Source organism: Microbaculum mangrovi (assembly GCF_051390635.1).
Taxonomy (GTDB): Bacteria; Pseudomonadota; Alphaproteobacteria; order Rhizobiales; family Tepidamorphaceae; genus Microbaculum.
The window spans coordinates 1,151,041-1,164,726 of sequence record NZ_JBPODT010000002.1 but is presented as its reverse complement, the minus strand read 5'-3'; the positions used below and the strand labels follow the sequence as shown (position 1 = coordinate 1,164,726).

Here is a 13,686-nt window from a genome sequence, read left to right as displayed (position 1 = left end):
CCCTGGGCGTAGCGGGCGGTGTCACAGGCTGCTCTCGCCCAGAGCGACCCGCAGGGCTTCCTGATTGATCGAGGTGCCGATGCGCTTCTCCAGCTGCTGCAGATATTGGCTGAGGAGATCGTTGGAGATGCCGTCCTCGATTTCCGCCGTGTATTCCTCGGCTTCGCCGGGCTTGAACGGGGGGATATCGATGTCGGTGACGCGGAAGACGACCCGCTGCGGCGCCTGCGCGGCGGCGGTCGCGTTGATCTCGCCCTCCGGCGTCGTGAACAGGAGCTGCACCGCCGGTGCGGCGAACGGACCATCGGTCGCGCCGCGCGCGATCGGGCCGACGAGGCCCGACGTGGTTCCCAGTTCCTCGGCCACGGCGAAGAAGCCGGTGCCGCCGCGAATCTGCTCGGCGACGTCCTTGGCTTTCGCCTCGACGGCCTTGCGGGTCTCGTCGGCGCGCCAGGCCTCGGCGACCTTGTCGCGGGCCTCCTCGAACGCCAGGTCGCGGGACGGGGTGATATCGAGGACCTCCAACCAGGCCCAGCCGTCGCCGCGGGTCTGGAGGGGATCGGCCTCGACGCCAATGTCTGTGGCCAAGACTTCAGAGAGGAACTGCGGCGACTCCGGGAGGCCGGAAACAGGGCTTTCGTCCGGGGCAAGTCCGTTGCTGTCGATCGCCTCGACCTCGCGGTAGGGCAGGCCCTGCTTCTGGCTGATCTCGGCGAGCGTCATGCCGGCGGCGCGGTCGTCCTCGATCGCATCGTAGACGTCGAGGATCTGGTCCTTGGCCTTTTGCGTGGCCAGATCGATACGGATTTCGTCGCGAACGTCTTCGAAGGACTTGTTCAAACCGGCCTCGATCTCGGTCACGCGCACCAGCACCGGGCCGAAGGTGCCCTGAACCGGCTGGCTGACCTCGCCGATCTCGAGATCGAAGGCGGCTTCGCCGATTGCCGGGTCGAGGATGCCATCCTTGGTCAGGGTGCCCAGCTTGCGGTCCTCTTCGGTGAGGCCGAGGTCTGCCGCGACGTCCTCGAAGCTCTTGCCGGCTTCGATTTCGGTGCGCGCCGCTTCGGCGGCGGCAGCGTCGCTGAAGACGATCCGTTCGATGGCGCGGCGCTCCGGAGCCCCGAACCGGCTCGGATCGGCGTCGTAGGAGGCTCTCAGCTCCTCCTCGCTCACCTCGATATCGTTCGCCAGTTCCGCCGGAGCGATCGCGAGCATGGCGACCTTTCGGTATTCCGGAGCCCGGAAATCGACCTTGTTTTCGTCGTAGTAGCTTCGGAGCTGCTCCTCGGTCGGGTCTGGAACGGCATCGACCATTGCCGGCGTGATGACGATGAATTCGGCCGACCGCGTCTCGTTGCGGAACCGGTCGATGGCCTTTTCGAGGACTTCCGGGGCGCGAAGCTCGCCACCGACCGCCTCGGCGATCATCTGGCGCATCAGGACGTTCCGCTGCTGGTAGACGAAGCCGGCTTCGGAGAAGCCGTTGGACCGCAGCACCTGTTCGAAGTAGCTCCGGTCGAATTGTCCGCCGGGGGCCTGGAATGCCGGATCTCTGCGGATACTTTCGGCAATCACCGCGTCGGTCACGCCGAGGCCCATGGTCTTGGCCTCGTCATTGAGCGCGGCCTCCGCCATCAGACGTCCGAGGACACGATTGTCGAGACCGATCGAACGGGCCTGATCCATGGTCAGATAGGTGCCGACCTGGCGCGAAACCTGCTGGATTTCCTGCTGCAGGGAGGTCCGGAACTCGTCGATCGTGATCGGCGTGTTGCCGACCTCGGCTACGTCGGTACCGCGATAACCGGTGAAAATGTCGGCGACGCCCCAGACCGCGAAGCTGAGCACCAACAGCCCCAGAAAGATCTTCGCAACCCATCCGGACGTGCTACGACGCAAGGCTTCCAACATAGCGATACGATATCCGTTTGATTTGTCTTCATTACTCGGCTCGATTCCGGCCGGCTAAGGGCGCGCATATTAGGAATCTCATGCCCGGGCGGCAAGCGGTCCTTCGAAGTCGCAGATGCGCCAACCGAATTCGCGATTGCAGCGTGACGTCACCCAACCGACGGATAGGGTATATAAGCGAACTTGCTGCCGGAGGCGATTGCGATGGCAAAATGCAGCATCCTGACGTGGCAGGACATCCCCTCGATGGTCGAGGCGCGCGATAGGACCGGCAGCCACAAGATACAGCTGAGTGCCCGCTTCCAGGAGCTGATCGACCTTGTCGCCATGCGGCGCGGCTTGGCGGGCACAGACCAGTATCTGGAGGCGTGGCGTCGCGGCAGACCGGTGGAACGGGAGGGCGACGCCGCGAGCGCGGCGCAGGCGCTCGCCGAGGAAATCGAGGCTCAGTACGACGCGATTCGCGCTGCCGCTATCGCGGGCACGGACGGCTGAGCGGTTGCATTCGTGGGTGGTGCCGGAAAAAGCCCCCGAGTGATGTCCTGGCGCAGCGAGGGGTTCGCCGCAGATCCAGGTCGCGTTCTTCGCGTTCATGGGTATCGGGATTCAGCCCGCATCCGTCCACGCGTGCGGGCCATCGCCGAGCGGGTGTCCGGGGAGATCGCCGCGATTGCGTCCCCCGAGGCCCGATATGTCCGGTTGCCGATCGTATCCGTCGCTGGCGGCGTTCTGACGCTTGCCGGCGGGCACCGGTTCAATTGCGTGGCCTTCGACCGGCTGCTGGGGGAAGCGACGGAGGTCATCGTCTTCGTTCTGACGCTTGGAGCGGAATTGGACGCAGCCGTGGCACGCCGATTTGAGGCTGCCGAACCGGTCGACGCGCTGTTCATGGAAACCGCCGGCTGGCTGTGCGTCGAGAAGGCGACACGGATGCTTGCCGCGGCGATACAGGACGAGCTTGTGTCGGAGGGGCTCGGACTCACGTTCCGTCTCGGTCCCGGATACGACTACAAGGCCGGTGCGGAGAGAACGGTTTGGGGCCTGGAGGAACAGTCGGCGCTCTTCGAGGTCTTTGGCGATGCTCCGCTGCCGGTAGACCTCATGGAAAGTAGTGCGATGACGCCGAAGCTGTCGCGATCCGGTCTTTTCGGCGTCGCTCCGCGGCCCTGAGACCTCGAATTTCGATTGGGTTCGACTTCTCCCGCCGATCTGCTATGCAGCGCCAGGTTCCTAAAGAAAGTAGAGAGCATGACACCCGACATTCGGCCGCTTGTCGCCGGAAACTGGAAAATGAACGGCCTCAGAGCGTCGGCCGCTGAATTCGGCGCGATGATCGAAGGGTATGGCGACGATTTGAAGGAACGGGTCGATCTAATGATCTGCCCGCCGTCGACGCTGGTCATGGCATTTTCCCAGATCGCGCTCCAGTCGTCGCTTTCGGTCGGGGGGCAGGATTGCCACGCGAAGGATTCGGGGGCCCATACCGGGGATATCTCCGCCGGGATGATGGCCGATGCCGGTGCGGCGGCGGTGATCGTCGGTCACTCGGAGCGGCGGCAGGATCACGGGGAAACCGACGAGATGGTGCGCGCCAAGGCCGAAGCGGCATGGCGGGCGGGCCTCACCGCGATCGTCTGTGTCGGCGAGACGGAGGCCGAGCGCAAGGACGGCAAGACCCTCGAAAGGATCGGGTCTCAGCTCGACGGCTCGATACCCGAGGGTGCGATGGCCGCGCGCCTGATCGTGGCCTACGAGCCGGTATGGGCGATCGGCACGGGCATGACGCCGACGCCCAAGGACGTCGCCGAGGTCCACGGGTTCATCCGTGAGCGGCTGAAGGAGCGTTTCGGCGATGAAGGGGCGAGAACCCGCGTGCTGTACGGCGGCTCGGTAAAGCCCTCGAATGCCGTCGAACTGATGGCTGTTGCCAACGTGGACGGGGCACTTGTCGGCGGAGCGAGCCTGAATGCATCCGATTTCCTTGCAATCGCGGATGCCTATCGCCAGATCACAGGCTGATCGAAATGGTTCTGCCGGGGTAGCGCGTCGGGCTTACCCGGTGTAAAAGGCCTGCGAATTCCCGACATCTGGATTTGTATCGAAGATGGAAACCGTCATCATCGTCATCCACCTCATGGTGGTCGTGGCGCTAGTTGCCGTTGTAATGCTGCAGAAGTCCGAAGGCGGTGCGCTAGGCATCGGCGGCGGCGGTGGCGGCGGCTTCATGACCGGTCGCGGGACGGCGAACGTCCTGACCCGCACCACCACGATCCTCGCCGCGGCGTTTTTCGCGACTTCGATCGTGTTGACTTTGCTTGCGCGAAGCGGCGGCGAAGCGCCGTCGATCTTTGACAGCGGCCCGGCAGGTGCGCCTGTGGCGGGTGAGGCTCCGGCAGACGGCACGGGCGGCGCCAACGTCCTCGACCAGATAAAGCGGCTCGAGGAACAAGAGCAGCAGCCCGCGTCTCCGCAGGCGCCGCAATCGCAGTAGTCGGCGCAGGAGCCAGCCCCGGTCGTCGGGGCACAGTGAATTCACCGGATTCCGACCTGTCCGTAGCGGCAGGTCGGTTCGCATGTCGAAAATCGGGTGGGGAGGCGTAAAACGACTCCCCGAATCGTTCGGGACGGAGTTAATTTCGGGGCCCATGGCGCGGTACGTATTCATCACCGGCGGCGTGGTCTCCTCCCTCGGCAAGGGTCTCGCTTCAGCGGCGCTCGGCGCGCTCCTTCAGGCGCGCGGCTATTCAGTGCGGCTGAAGAAGCTGGATCCCTATCTCAATGTCGATCCGGGGACCATGAGCCCCTATCAGCACGGCGAGGTCTTCGTCACCGATGACGGTGCCGAAACCGACCTCGATCTCGGCCACTACGAGCGATTCACCGGGGTGCCCTGCTCGCAGGACGACAACATCACCACGGGTCGGATCTACCAGGACATCATCACCAAGGAGCGGCGCGGCGACTATCTCGGCGCCACCATCCAGGTGATTCCCCACGTCACCGACGCCATCAAGGACTTCGTGCGGCGCGGAAACGATGGTGTCGATTTCGTGCTCGTCGAGATCGGTGGCACCGTCGGCGACATCGAGGGGCTGCCGTTCTTCGAGGCTATCCGCCAGCTCGGTCAGGAACTGCCGCGCGGCGACGCCGTGTTCATCCATCTCACCCTGCTGCCGTTCATTCCGAGCGCCGGCGAGATGAAGACCAAGCCGACGCAGCACTCGGTGAAGGAGCTGCGGTCGATCGGCATCCAGCCCGACATCCTGTTGTGCCGTTGCGACCGGCCGATCCCGCACGACGAGCGGCGCAAGCTGGCGCTGTTCTGCAACGTGCGCGAATCCGCGGTGATCGAGGCCCGGGACGTCGACACGATCTATGCCGTGCCGCTGGCCTATCATGACGAGGGGCTCGACGACGAACTCCTGCGTGCCTTCGGCATGGACCCCGGCGCCGAGCCGGACCTGTCGAGTTGGGTGGAGATCGCAGAGCGCGTCCGCAATCCGGAAGGCGAGGTGACCATCGCCATCGTCGGCAAGTACACGGGCCTGAAGGACGCCTACAAGTCGCTGAACGAAGCGCTGATGCACGGCGGCATCGCGAACCGGGTACGCGTCAATATCGACTGGATCGAGTCCGAGGTCTTCGAGCGCGAGGATCCCGCACCATTCCTGGAGCAGGTCAACGGCATCCTGGTGCCCGGCGGGTTCGGCGAGCGCGGGGCCGAAGGCAAGATCGCGGCTGCCGGCTTCGCGCGGGAGCGCAACGTGCCCTATTTCGGCATCTGCTTCGGCATGCAGATGGCCGTCATCGAGGCGACCCGCAGCCTGGTCGGCATCGCGAACGCCAGCTCCACGGAATTCGGTCCGACCGCCGAGCCGGTCGTCGGCCTGATGACCGAGTGGCTGAAGGGCAACGAACTGGAGAAGCGCGCCGCGCAAGGCGATCTCGGCGGCACGATGCGGCTTGGTGCCTATCCGGCCGCTCTGCAGGATGGCAGCAAGATCGCCGGCATCTACGGCGCAATCGAGATTTCCGAGCGCCACCGGCACCGCTACGAGGTCAATGTCGCCTACCGCGACCGGCTGGAACAGCACGGGATGCGGTTTGCCGGCATGTCGCCGGACGGGATCCTGCCGGAGACGGTGGAATTCGCCGAGCACCCGTGGTTCATCGGCGTTCAGTACCACCCGGAGCTGAAATCGCGTCCGTTCGACCCGCATCCGCTGTTCCGCTCGTTCATCGCGGCCGCGGTCGAGCAGAGCCGCCTGGTGTGACGGTCGGCGTGATTGCCAGCGGCGGTGTGACGCGTTAAGCCGCTTCGATCATGGCTCGCGGTATCGATCATCTCGTTCTTGCCGTGCACGGTCTCGACCGGGCGCGCAGCGTCTACGAACGTCTCGGCTTCACGGTGACGCCGAAGGCGCAGCATCCCTTCGGCACCGAGAACCATCTGGTCCAGCTCGACGGCTGTTTCCTGGAACTGCTGGGAATCACCGATCCGGACCTGTTTCCGGTGCCCGAACCCGGCCAGTTCAGTTTTCCACGCTTCAATTTCCGCTTTCTCGAGCAATTTGAGGGCATGAGCATGCTCGTGCTCGACTCGAGCGATGCCGTCGCCGACGCGAAGGCCTTCGCCGAGGCAGGCATCCAGGCCTATATGCCATTCGCGTTCGGCCGCGACGCCCAGCTACCCGACGGTTCGCTCGCGCGGGTCGGCTTCACGTTGGCTTTCGCGTCGGATCCGTCGGCTCCGGAGGCAGCTTTCTTCACCTGCCAGCAACTCGCGCCGGAACACTTCTGGAAAACGGACTACCAGCGCCACGCCAACACCGCGAAGACGGTCCTGGAGGTGGTGATGATCGCCGAGACGCCGGCGGACCACCACATGTTCTACGAGGCCTTCGTCGGGACGCGCGAGGTGCGGGCGACCAGCATGGGCCTTACGGTCGAGACGGCGCGCGGCCGGATCCGCATCGAAACGCCGGCTGCGGTTGCGGCGACCTGGGGCGATGCGGTCCCGGTGGCGGACTACCGCAGCCCGCGCTTTGCCGCCTATGTCATCGGGGTCGAGCGGCTCGAGGCGGCGGCAGACTGCCTGGAACGCGCCGGAATCCTCTTCGAGACACGCGGCGACAGGCTGATCGTGCCAGCAAGCGAGACGCTGGGCGCGGCGGTTGGGTTCGAGGCGGTTCGGGCCTGACGTGCTGATCATTCTCGGCGGCCTGCCCGGTAGCGGGAAGACTTCAATCGCGCGTGCGGTGGCGTGCCGGCTGGGCGCGGTACACCTCCGCATCGATACGATCGAGCAGGCGCTGCGGGAGACCGGCAAGGTCGTCCAGTCGATGGAGGACGCGGGCTACCGGGTCGCCTACGCCGTCGCAGAGGACAACCTGAGGCTCGGCCGGACGGTGATCGCGGACTCCGTCAATCCGATCGCGATCACGCGGGAGGCCTGGCGGGCGGTGGCGGAGCGGGCCGGCGTCCGGGCCGTCGAGGTGGAAATCCTGTGCTCGGACGAGGACGAGCATCGCCGCCGGGTCGAGACGCGGGCGCCCGACATTCCCGGCTTCGCGCTGCCGACCTGGGACGCGGTGGTGGCGCGGCACTACGAGCCGTGGGACACGGCGGATGTGGTGATCGATACCGCGGACTGCGATCTGGACGCTGCCGTCGCGCGTCTGGTCTCGCGGCTTCCAGGCATTTGACGTAAACACCTCGGTGTAAACAGCTTGGCGGAAACACCGGTCGAGCACCATCGGGCCCGACGGCTCACTTCGCGGGAGACGACATGTCAGGCGTAAACGCTACCGTCAGCATCGGACCGGCCAGCTTCGGCAACGACAGGCCGCTCTGCCTGATCGCGGGGCCCTGTCAGATGGAAAGCCGGGCGCATGCGCTGGAGACGGCGCAGGCGCTGAAGGACATGGCCGAAACGCTCGGCATCGGGCTCGTCTACAAGAGTTCGTACGACAAGGCGAACCGTACCAGCGCGTCGGGCGCGCGCGGCATCGGCCTCGACGCCTCGCTGCCGGTATTCGCCGAGATCCGCGAGACGACTGGGCTCCCCGTGCTCACCGATGTGCACGAGACCTGGCAGTGCGCGATGGTCGCCGAGGCGGTCGACGTGCTGCAGATCCCCGCTTTCCTGTGCCGGCAGACCGACCTGCTGAAGGCCGCGGCCGAGACCGGCCGAGTCGTCAACGTCAAGAAGGGCCAGTTCCTTGCGCCCTGGGACATGAAGAATGTGGTCGACAAGGTCGCCGGCTTCGGCAACCCGAACGTGCTGGTGACCGAGCGCGGCGCGAGCTTCGGCTACAACACGCTGGTCTCCGACATGCGGTCGCTGCCGATCCTGGCGGGCCTCGGCGCGCCGGTGATCTTCGACGCCACCCATTCGGTGCAGCAGCCGGGCGGGCAGGGCACCTCTTCGGGCGGACAGCGCGAGTTCGTGCCGGTCCTTGCGCGCGCCGCCGTCGCCGTGGGTGTCGCCGGCGTCTTCATCGAGACCCACCCGGATCCCGACAAGGCGCCGTCGGACGGGCCGAACATGATCGCGATGAAGGACCTGCCGGCGCTGGTCGAGACGCTGATGGCGTTCGATGCCGTCGCCAAGGGGCGGCCGGTCCGGCTTTAGCCGCGCCCCCGATATGGCGATACGCCCTGATGCGGCACCCACAGGCCCGCCGGGGGGGCGCCGGTCTGCCAGAACACGTCGATCGGGATACCGCCGCGCGGATACCAGTAGCCGCCTATCCGCAGCCAGCGTGGCTCGAGCCGCTCGACCAAGCGCTTGCCGATCGAAACCGTGCAGCCTTCGTGGAAGGCGGCATGGTTGCGGAACGAATGCAGGTACAGTTTCAGGGACTTCGACTCGAGCAGCCACTGTCCGGGCACGTAGTCGATGACCAGGTGGGCGAAATCCGGCTGGCCCGTCACCGGGCAGAGCGAGGTGAATTCCGGGCAGGTGAAGCGGGTCAGGTAATCGGTGTCGGGGTGCGGATTGGGCACGCGGTCGAGCACCGCCTCCTCCGGAGAGGTGGGGGCGGGAACGTCGCGGCCGAGCTGCAGGTCGGTGTCGGTCATGGCGGAACTCCTTCGGGCGCGGACTTCGAATGCATAGCTGCAGCACGCGGGACACGGGTGCAAGTGGCGGTTTTCACGCCAATGGCCCTTTCCTGTGGCAGGCTGCTCGGCTATTAGCCCGTGAAAGCATGCTGCAAGCACCGGAAAGGACAGAAATGACCGCCATCTTCGACATCGTCGGCCGCGAGATCCTCGACAGCCGCGGCAATCCGACCGTGGAAGTCGACGTGGTTCTGGAGGACGGGACGGTTGGCCGCGCCGCGGTGCCCTCCGGCGCCTCGACCGGCGCGCACGAGGCGGTCGAGCTGCGCGATGGCGGCGAGCGCTATCTCGGCAAGGGCGTATGCGAGGCCGTGGACGCGGTCAACGGCGAGATCTTCGACACGCTGTCGGGGATGGACGCCGAAGAACAGGTCCAGATCGACACCGTTCTGACTGAACTCGACGGCACGCCCAACAAGAAGCGGCTCGGCGCCAACGCCATTCTCGGCGTTTCCCTGGCTGTCGCGCGAGCGGCGGCCGACGCGGTGGGGCTGCCGCTCTATCGCTATGTCGGCGGCGTCAACGCGCGCGTGCTGCCAGTTCCGATGATGAACATCGTGAATGGCGGCGCGCACGCCGACAACCCGATCGACATCCAGGAATTCATGATCATGCCGGTCGGCGCGGAGACCTTCGCCGAGGGCCTGCGCATGGGCGCGGAGGTGTTCCATACGCTAAAGAGCGGCCTGAAGGATGCGGGCCACAATACCAATGTCGGCGACGAGGGCGGCTTCGCACCGAACCTGAGCTCGGCCAGAGAGGCGCTCGACTTCATCATGAAGTCGGTCGAGACGGCAGGCTACAAGCCGGGCGAGGACGTGGTGCTGGCGCTCGACGTCGCCTCCACCGAGTTCTTCGAGAACGGCCGCTACCAGCTGAAGGGCGAGGGCAAGGTGCTCGATCCCGAGCACATGGTCGCCTACCTCGCGGAGCTGGTGGACGCCTATCCGATCGTCTCGATCGAGGACGGCATGGACGAGGACGACTGGCGCGGCTGGAAGATGCTGACAGAGACGATCGGTGATCGCTGCCAGCTCGTCGGTGACGACCTGTTCGTCACCAACACCGAGCGTCTGTCGCGCGGCATCGAGGAAGGCGTCGCCAACGCGATCCTGGTGAAGGTCAACCAGATCGGCTCGCTGACCGAGACGCTGGAAGCCGTCGACATGGCGCACCGGGCCGGCTATCGCGCGGTGATGTCGCATCGGTCCGGAGAGACGGAGGATTCGACAATCGCCGATCTCGCCGTCGCCACCAATTGCGGGCAGATCAAGACCGGTTCGCTTGCCCGTTCCGACCGGCTCGCGAAATACAACCAGCTCCTGCGGATCGAGGAAGAGCTCGGCGCGACCGCGCTCTATGCGGGCAGGGCCGCGTTGAAGGCGCGGTAGGAGCGTCGCTCCGCCGATACGTCTCGATTGCCGGGCCTGGCCCGGCAATCCCGCAAGGCGCCGGGAGATACCCGGAACACGTCCGGGCCGGGCGCCGATGGCGCCCGGCGAGGGCCGGCTCGCGCGCCGATCGCCACGGCCAGTCGCCACAGTTAATCGAGCCTTAACAGGATTGGCGGACGATGCTGTCCGCAATCCCTGTGGAGGCTACTGCAATGGCGAGGCGTACCGTCCGTTCCTCGACGGCCGGAATTCTCATTCCTGTAATCGGCGTCGCCGTGATCGGCTATTTCGTCTATCACGGCCTCACGGGCGCGCGCGGTTTCTATGCGTCCCAGCAGCTTCGCGCCGAGGTCGCGGAGCTGGAGCAGGAGCTTGCCGACCTGCGCCGGGAGCGGGAGTCGCTCGAGCAGCATGTGGCGCTGCTCCGTCCCGAAAGCCTGGATCCCGATATGCTCGAGGAGCGGGCGCGCGTCCTGCTCAACGTCGCTCATCCCAACGATATCGTGATCATGCGCGGCCAGCGCTGAATGCGGGTCCGCCGTCGGCCATCCGTCATTTAACCGAATTCCAGTTAAAATCTGATTTTCCTATATATATCAGCTAGCTAATTCATTGGAGAATTTTTCTCTGTTACTGGTTTTTAGATCGCGGGTACGATACCTGTTGCGCAACAACTGGGCATCTAGGGAGGACCCGCATGGCGGCTCGCGCCAAATCCGACACCCGTCGCACGGCGGCGGCGAGATCCCGGTCTAAAACGAAGCCCGCGGCGAAGGCGAAATCGCGCGCCGGGACGAAGACGTCGCTTCGTGGCAGCCCTGCTTCCGATTTCACCAAGGACCAGGAGCTGGAAGCCTATCGCGAGATGCTGCTGATCCGGCGCTTCGAGGAGAAGGCCGGCCAGATGTACGGCATGGGGCTGATCGGCGGCTTCTGCCATCTCTACATCGGCCAGGAAGCCGTCGTCGTCGGCATGCAGATGGTGTCCAAGAACGGCGATCAGGTCATTACCGGGTATCGCGATCATGGCCACATGCTGGCCTGCGGCATGGACCCGAAGGGCGTCATGGCCGAGTTGACCGGACGGCGCGGCGGCTACTCCAAGGGCAAGGGCGGCTCGATGCACATGTTCTCCGTCGAGAAGGGCTTCTTCGGCGGACACGGCATCGTCGGCGGCCAGGTGTCGCTGGGAACCGGCCTGGCCTTCGCGAACAAGTATCGCGGCAACGACAACGTCAGCTACACCTATTTCGGCGACGGCGCGGCCAACCAGGGCCAGGTCTACGAAAGCTTCAACATGGCGAAGCTGTGGATGCTGCCGGTCGTGTACGTGATCGAGAACAACAAGTACGGGATGGGCACGAGCATCAGCCGTGCCTCGGCCACCACGGACCTGTCGCATCGTGGAGCCTCCTTCGACATTCCCGGCAAGCAGGTCGACGGCATGGACGTGCGCGCCGTGCATGCCGCCGGCGAGGAAGCGGCCGACTGGTGCCGCTCCGGCAATGGCCCGTTCATCCTGGAAATGCTGACCTATCGCTATCGCGGCCATTCCATGTCCGACCCGGCCAAGTACCGTTCCAAGGAAGAGGTCCAGAAAATGCGGCAGGAGCACGATCCGATCGAGCAGGTGAAGGCGCGCCTGGCCGAGGAGCACAAGGTCGCCGAAGGCGAGCTGAAGGATATCGACCGCGACGTGCGCGGCATCGTCAACGAGGCGGCCGAATTCGCCCAGACCGATCCCGAGCCCGACGCGTCCGAGCTCTGGACCGACGTGCTGCGCTGAGCCGGGGAGGGACGACACATGCCGGTACAGGTACTGATGCCCGCCCTTTCCCCGACGATGGAAGAGGGCACGCTGTCGAAATGGGTCAAGAAGGAAGGGGATGCGGTCGCCGCCGGCGACGTCATCGCCGAGATCGAGACCGACAAGGCAACCATGGAAGTCGAGGCCGTCGACGAGGGCACGCTGGGCAAGATCCTCGTCGCGGAGGGCACCGAGGCGGTCAAGGTCAACACGCCGATCGCGTTGATCCTGTCCGAGGGCGAGGACGCCAGCGCGCTCGAGGGGGCCGCGGCGCCTGCGCCGAAGCCGGCGGAGCCCGAACCCGCGGCCGCCCCGAAGGCGCCCGCCGCCGAAGCATCGGCCGCCGCAGCACCCGCTGAAGCACCGGCCGCGCAGCCGGCGCTGTCTACCCAGACGCGCCCCGCCGAAGAGGCCGAGGCTCTGCCCGAGGTGCCGGAAGGCACCGAGATGGTCGAGATAACGGTTCGCGAGGCGCTGCGCGACGCCATGGCGGAGGAAATGCGTCGCGACGAGGTGGTGTTCCTGATGGGCGAGGAAGTCGCCGAGTACCAGGGCGCCTACAAGATCTCGCAGGGACTGCTGGACGAGTTCGGCCCGCGCCGCGTGGTCGACACGCCGATCACCGAGCACGGCTTCACCGGCCTCGGCGTCGGCGCGGCGATGGCGGGGCTGAAGCCGATCGTCGAGTTCATGACCTTCAATTTCGCCATGCAGGCGATGGACCAGATCATCAACTCGGCCGCCAAGACCCACTACATGTCGGGCGGCCAGGTAACCTGCTCGATCGTGTTCCGCGGGCCCAACGGCGCGGCCTCCCGGGTCGCCGCCCAGCACAGCCAGGACTACGCGAGCTGGTACAGCCACGTTCCGGGGCTCACGGTCGTGCAGCCGCATTCGGCGGCCGACGCCAAGGGGCTGCTGAAGGCGGCCATCCGCGACCCCAATCCGGTCGTGTTCCTGGAAAACGAGATCCTCTACGGCCACACCTTCCCGGTACCGATAATGGACGACTTCGTGCTGCCGATCGGCAAGGCGAAGGTGGCCAGGGAAGGCACGGACGCGACGATCGTGTCCTGGGGCATCGGCATGACCTATGCGCTGAAGGCGGCCGAGGAGCTGCGCGCCGATGGGATCGACGCCGAGGTGATCGACCTGAGGACGATCCGGCCGATGGACGTCGACACGATCGTCAAGTCGGTCAAGAAGACCGGGCGCTGTGTCACCGTCGAGGAAGGCTGGCCGCAGTCGTCGGTCTCCTCGGAGATCGCCGCGCAACTGATGGACAAGGCCTTCGACTGGCTCGACGCGCCCGTGCTGCGCGTCACCGGCAAGGACGTGCCGATGCCCTATGCCGCCAATCTCGAGAAGCTGGCGCTGCCCTCGGTGAAGGAGGTCATCGAGGCGGTGAAGGCCGTGACGTACAAGGATTGACGGTCGGACAACGAACCA

The 13,686-nt window shown here is 65.7% G+C and carries 14 protein-coding genes; 12 read left to right on the top strand and 2 right to left on the bottom strand.

The genetic code is table 11. From position 1 onward, the window contains the following. Window positions 1-21 precede the first annotated feature (21 nt). Window positions 22-1,911: a SurA N-terminal domain-containing protein gene (locus ACSF9G_RS11830; protein WP_436641745.1), complete on the bottom strand. Its 1,890-nt coding sequence runs from the start codon at window positions 1,909-1,911 to the stop codon at window positions 22-24. Window positions 1,912-2,115: 204 nt separating this feature from the next. Here ACSF9G_RS11830 and ACSF9G_RS11825 point away from each other — a divergent pair, with 204 nt between their 5' ends. The 8 genes from ACSF9G_RS11825 to kdsA all read left to right on the top strand — a co-directional run bounded on the left by ACSF9G_RS11825 (window position 2,116) and on the right by kdsA (window position 8,545). After that, complete coding sequence (locus ACSF9G_RS11825; RefSeq protein WP_436641743.1) at window positions 2,116-2,406, top strand: virulence factor; 291 nt, start codon at window positions 2,116-2,118, stop codon at window positions 2,404-2,406. Window positions 2,407-2,610: 204 nt separating this feature from the next. Further along, window positions 2,611-3,081, top strand: coding sequence for a hypothetical protein (locus ACSF9G_RS11820; RefSeq protein ID WP_436641741.1), 471 nt, complete (start codon window positions 2,611-2,613; stop codon window positions 3,079-3,081). 78 nt (window positions 3,082-3,159) lie between these two features. Beyond that, window positions 3,160-3,930, top strand: coding sequence for a triose-phosphate isomerase (tpiA, locus tag ACSF9G_RS11815; RefSeq protein ID WP_436641739.1), 771 nt, complete (start codon window positions 3,160-3,162; stop codon window positions 3,928-3,930). 85 nt (window positions 3,931-4,015) lie between these two features. After that, on the top strand, window positions 4,016-4,402 hold the full coding sequence (secG, locus tag ACSF9G_RS11810) for a preprotein translocase subunit SecG (protein WP_436641737.1): 387 nt from the start codon (window positions 4,016-4,018) through the stop codon (window positions 4,400-4,402). Window positions 4,403-4,556: 154 nt separating this feature from the next. Further along, complete coding sequence (gene pyrG / locus ACSF9G_RS11805) at window positions 4,557-6,185, top strand: CTP synthase (RefSeq protein WP_436641735.1); 1,629 nt, start codon at window positions 4,557-4,559, stop codon at window positions 6,183-6,185. A gap of 50 nt (window positions 6,186-6,235) precedes the next feature. After that, window positions 6,236-7,111, top strand: a complete 876-nt coding sequence (locus ACSF9G_RS11800; protein ID WP_436641733.1) for a VOC family protein — start codon at window positions 6,236-6,238, stop codon at window positions 7,109-7,111. A 1-nt stretch (window position 7,112) separates the two neighbouring features. Next, the gene (locus ACSF9G_RS11795) at window positions 7,113-7,616 is read left to right on the top strand and encodes a P-loop nucleotide/nucleoside kinase family protein (protein ID WP_436641731.1); all 504 of its coding nucleotides are present in this window, start codon (window positions 7,113-7,115) and stop codon (window positions 7,614-7,616) included. 83 nt (window positions 7,617-7,699) lie between these two features. After that, window positions 7,700-8,545 carry a 3-deoxy-8-phosphooctulonate synthase gene (gene kdsA / locus ACSF9G_RS11790; protein WP_436641729.1) on the top strand — a complete coding sequence of 282 codons (846 nt, stop codon included), beginning with the start codon at window positions 7,700-7,702 and terminating at the stop codon, window positions 8,543-8,545. On the opposite strand, the gene queF is transcribed toward kdsA, so the two are convergent. Continuing rightward, on the bottom strand, window positions 8,542-8,994 hold the full coding sequence (gene queF, locus ACSF9G_RS11785; protein ID WP_436641727.1) for a preQ(1) synthase: 453 nt from the start codon (window positions 8,992-8,994) through the stop codon (window positions 8,542-8,544). The genes kdsA and queF overlap by 4 nt on opposite strands. Window positions 8,995-9,149: 155 nt before the next feature. On the opposite strand from queF, the gene eno reads away from it, so the two are divergent. The 4 genes from eno to ACSF9G_RS11765 all read left to right on the top strand — a co-directional run bounded on the left by eno (window position 9,150) and on the right by ACSF9G_RS11765 (window position 13,668). Continuing rightward, window positions 9,150-10,427, top strand: a complete 1,278-nt coding sequence (gene eno, locus ACSF9G_RS11780) for a phosphopyruvate hydratase (RefSeq protein ID WP_436641725.1) — start codon at window positions 9,150-9,152, stop codon at window positions 10,425-10,427. A gap of 215 nt (window positions 10,428-10,642) precedes the next feature. Next, on the top strand, window positions 10,643-10,957 hold the full coding sequence (locus tag ACSF9G_RS11775) for an FtsB family cell division protein (protein WP_436641723.1): 315 nt from the start codon (window positions 10,643-10,645) through the stop codon (window positions 10,955-10,957). 170 nt (window positions 10,958-11,127) lie between these two features. After that, window positions 11,128-12,216, top strand: coding sequence for a pyruvate dehydrogenase (acetyl-transferring) E1 component subunit alpha (pdhA, locus tag ACSF9G_RS11770; protein WP_436641721.1), 1,089 nt, complete (start codon window positions 11,128-11,130; stop codon window positions 12,214-12,216). 18 nt (window positions 12,217-12,234) lie between these two features. Beyond that, window positions 12,235-13,668 carry a pyruvate dehydrogenase complex E1 component subunit beta gene (locus ACSF9G_RS11765; RefSeq protein WP_436641719.1) on the top strand — a complete coding sequence of 478 codons (1,434 nt, stop codon included), beginning with the start codon at window positions 12,235-12,237 and terminating at the stop codon, window positions 13,666-13,668. Window positions 13,669-13,686: the final 18 nt, after the last annotated feature.

Bases quoted from the DNA above. Each gene is read 5' to 3' on its own strand.
- secG (WP_436641737.1), top strand. From the start codon at position 4,016: ATGGAAACCGTCATCATCGTCATCCACCTCATGGTGGTCGTGGCGCTA.
- eno (WP_436641725.1), top strand. From the start codon at position 9,150: ATGACCGCCATCTTCGACATCGTCGGCCGCGAGATCCTCGACAGCCGC.
- pdhA (WP_436641721.1), top strand. From the start codon at position 11,128: ATGGCGGCTCGCGCCAAATCCGACACCCGTCGCACGGCGGCGGCGAGA.
- queF (WP_436641727.1), bottom strand. From the start codon at position 8,994: ATGACCGACACCGACCTGCAGCTCGGCCGCGACGTTCCCGCCCCCACC.
- ACSF9G_RS11830 (WP_436641745.1), bottom strand. From the start codon at position 1,911: ATGTTGGAAGCCTTGCGTCGTAGCACGTCCGGATGGGTTGCGAAGATC.
- ACSF9G_RS11825 (WP_436641743.1), top strand. From the start codon at position 2,116: ATGGCAAAATGCAGCATCCTGACGTGGCAGGACATCCCCTCGATGGTC.
- tpiA (WP_436641739.1), top strand. From the start codon at position 3,160: ATGACACCCGACATTCGGCCGCTTGTCGCCGGAAACTGGAAAATGAAC.
- ACSF9G_RS11800 (WP_436641733.1), top strand. From the start codon at position 6,236: ATGGCTCGCGGTATCGATCATCTCGTTCTTGCCGTGCACGGTCTCGAC.
- ACSF9G_RS11775 (WP_436641723.1), top strand. From the start codon at position 10,643: ATGGCGAGGCGTACCGTCCGTTCCTCGACGGCCGGAATTCTCATTCCT.
- ACSF9G_RS11765 (WP_436641719.1), top strand. From the start codon at position 12,235: ATGCCGGTACAGGTACTGATGCCCGCCCTTTCCCCGACGATGGAAGAG.
- kdsA (WP_436641729.1), top strand. From the start codon at position 7,700: ATGTCAGGCGTAAACGCTACCGTCAGCATCGGACCGGCCAGCTTCGGC.
- pyrG (WP_436641735.1), top strand. From the start codon at position 4,557: ATGGCGCGGTACGTATTCATCACCGGCGGCGTGGTCTCCTCCCTCGGC.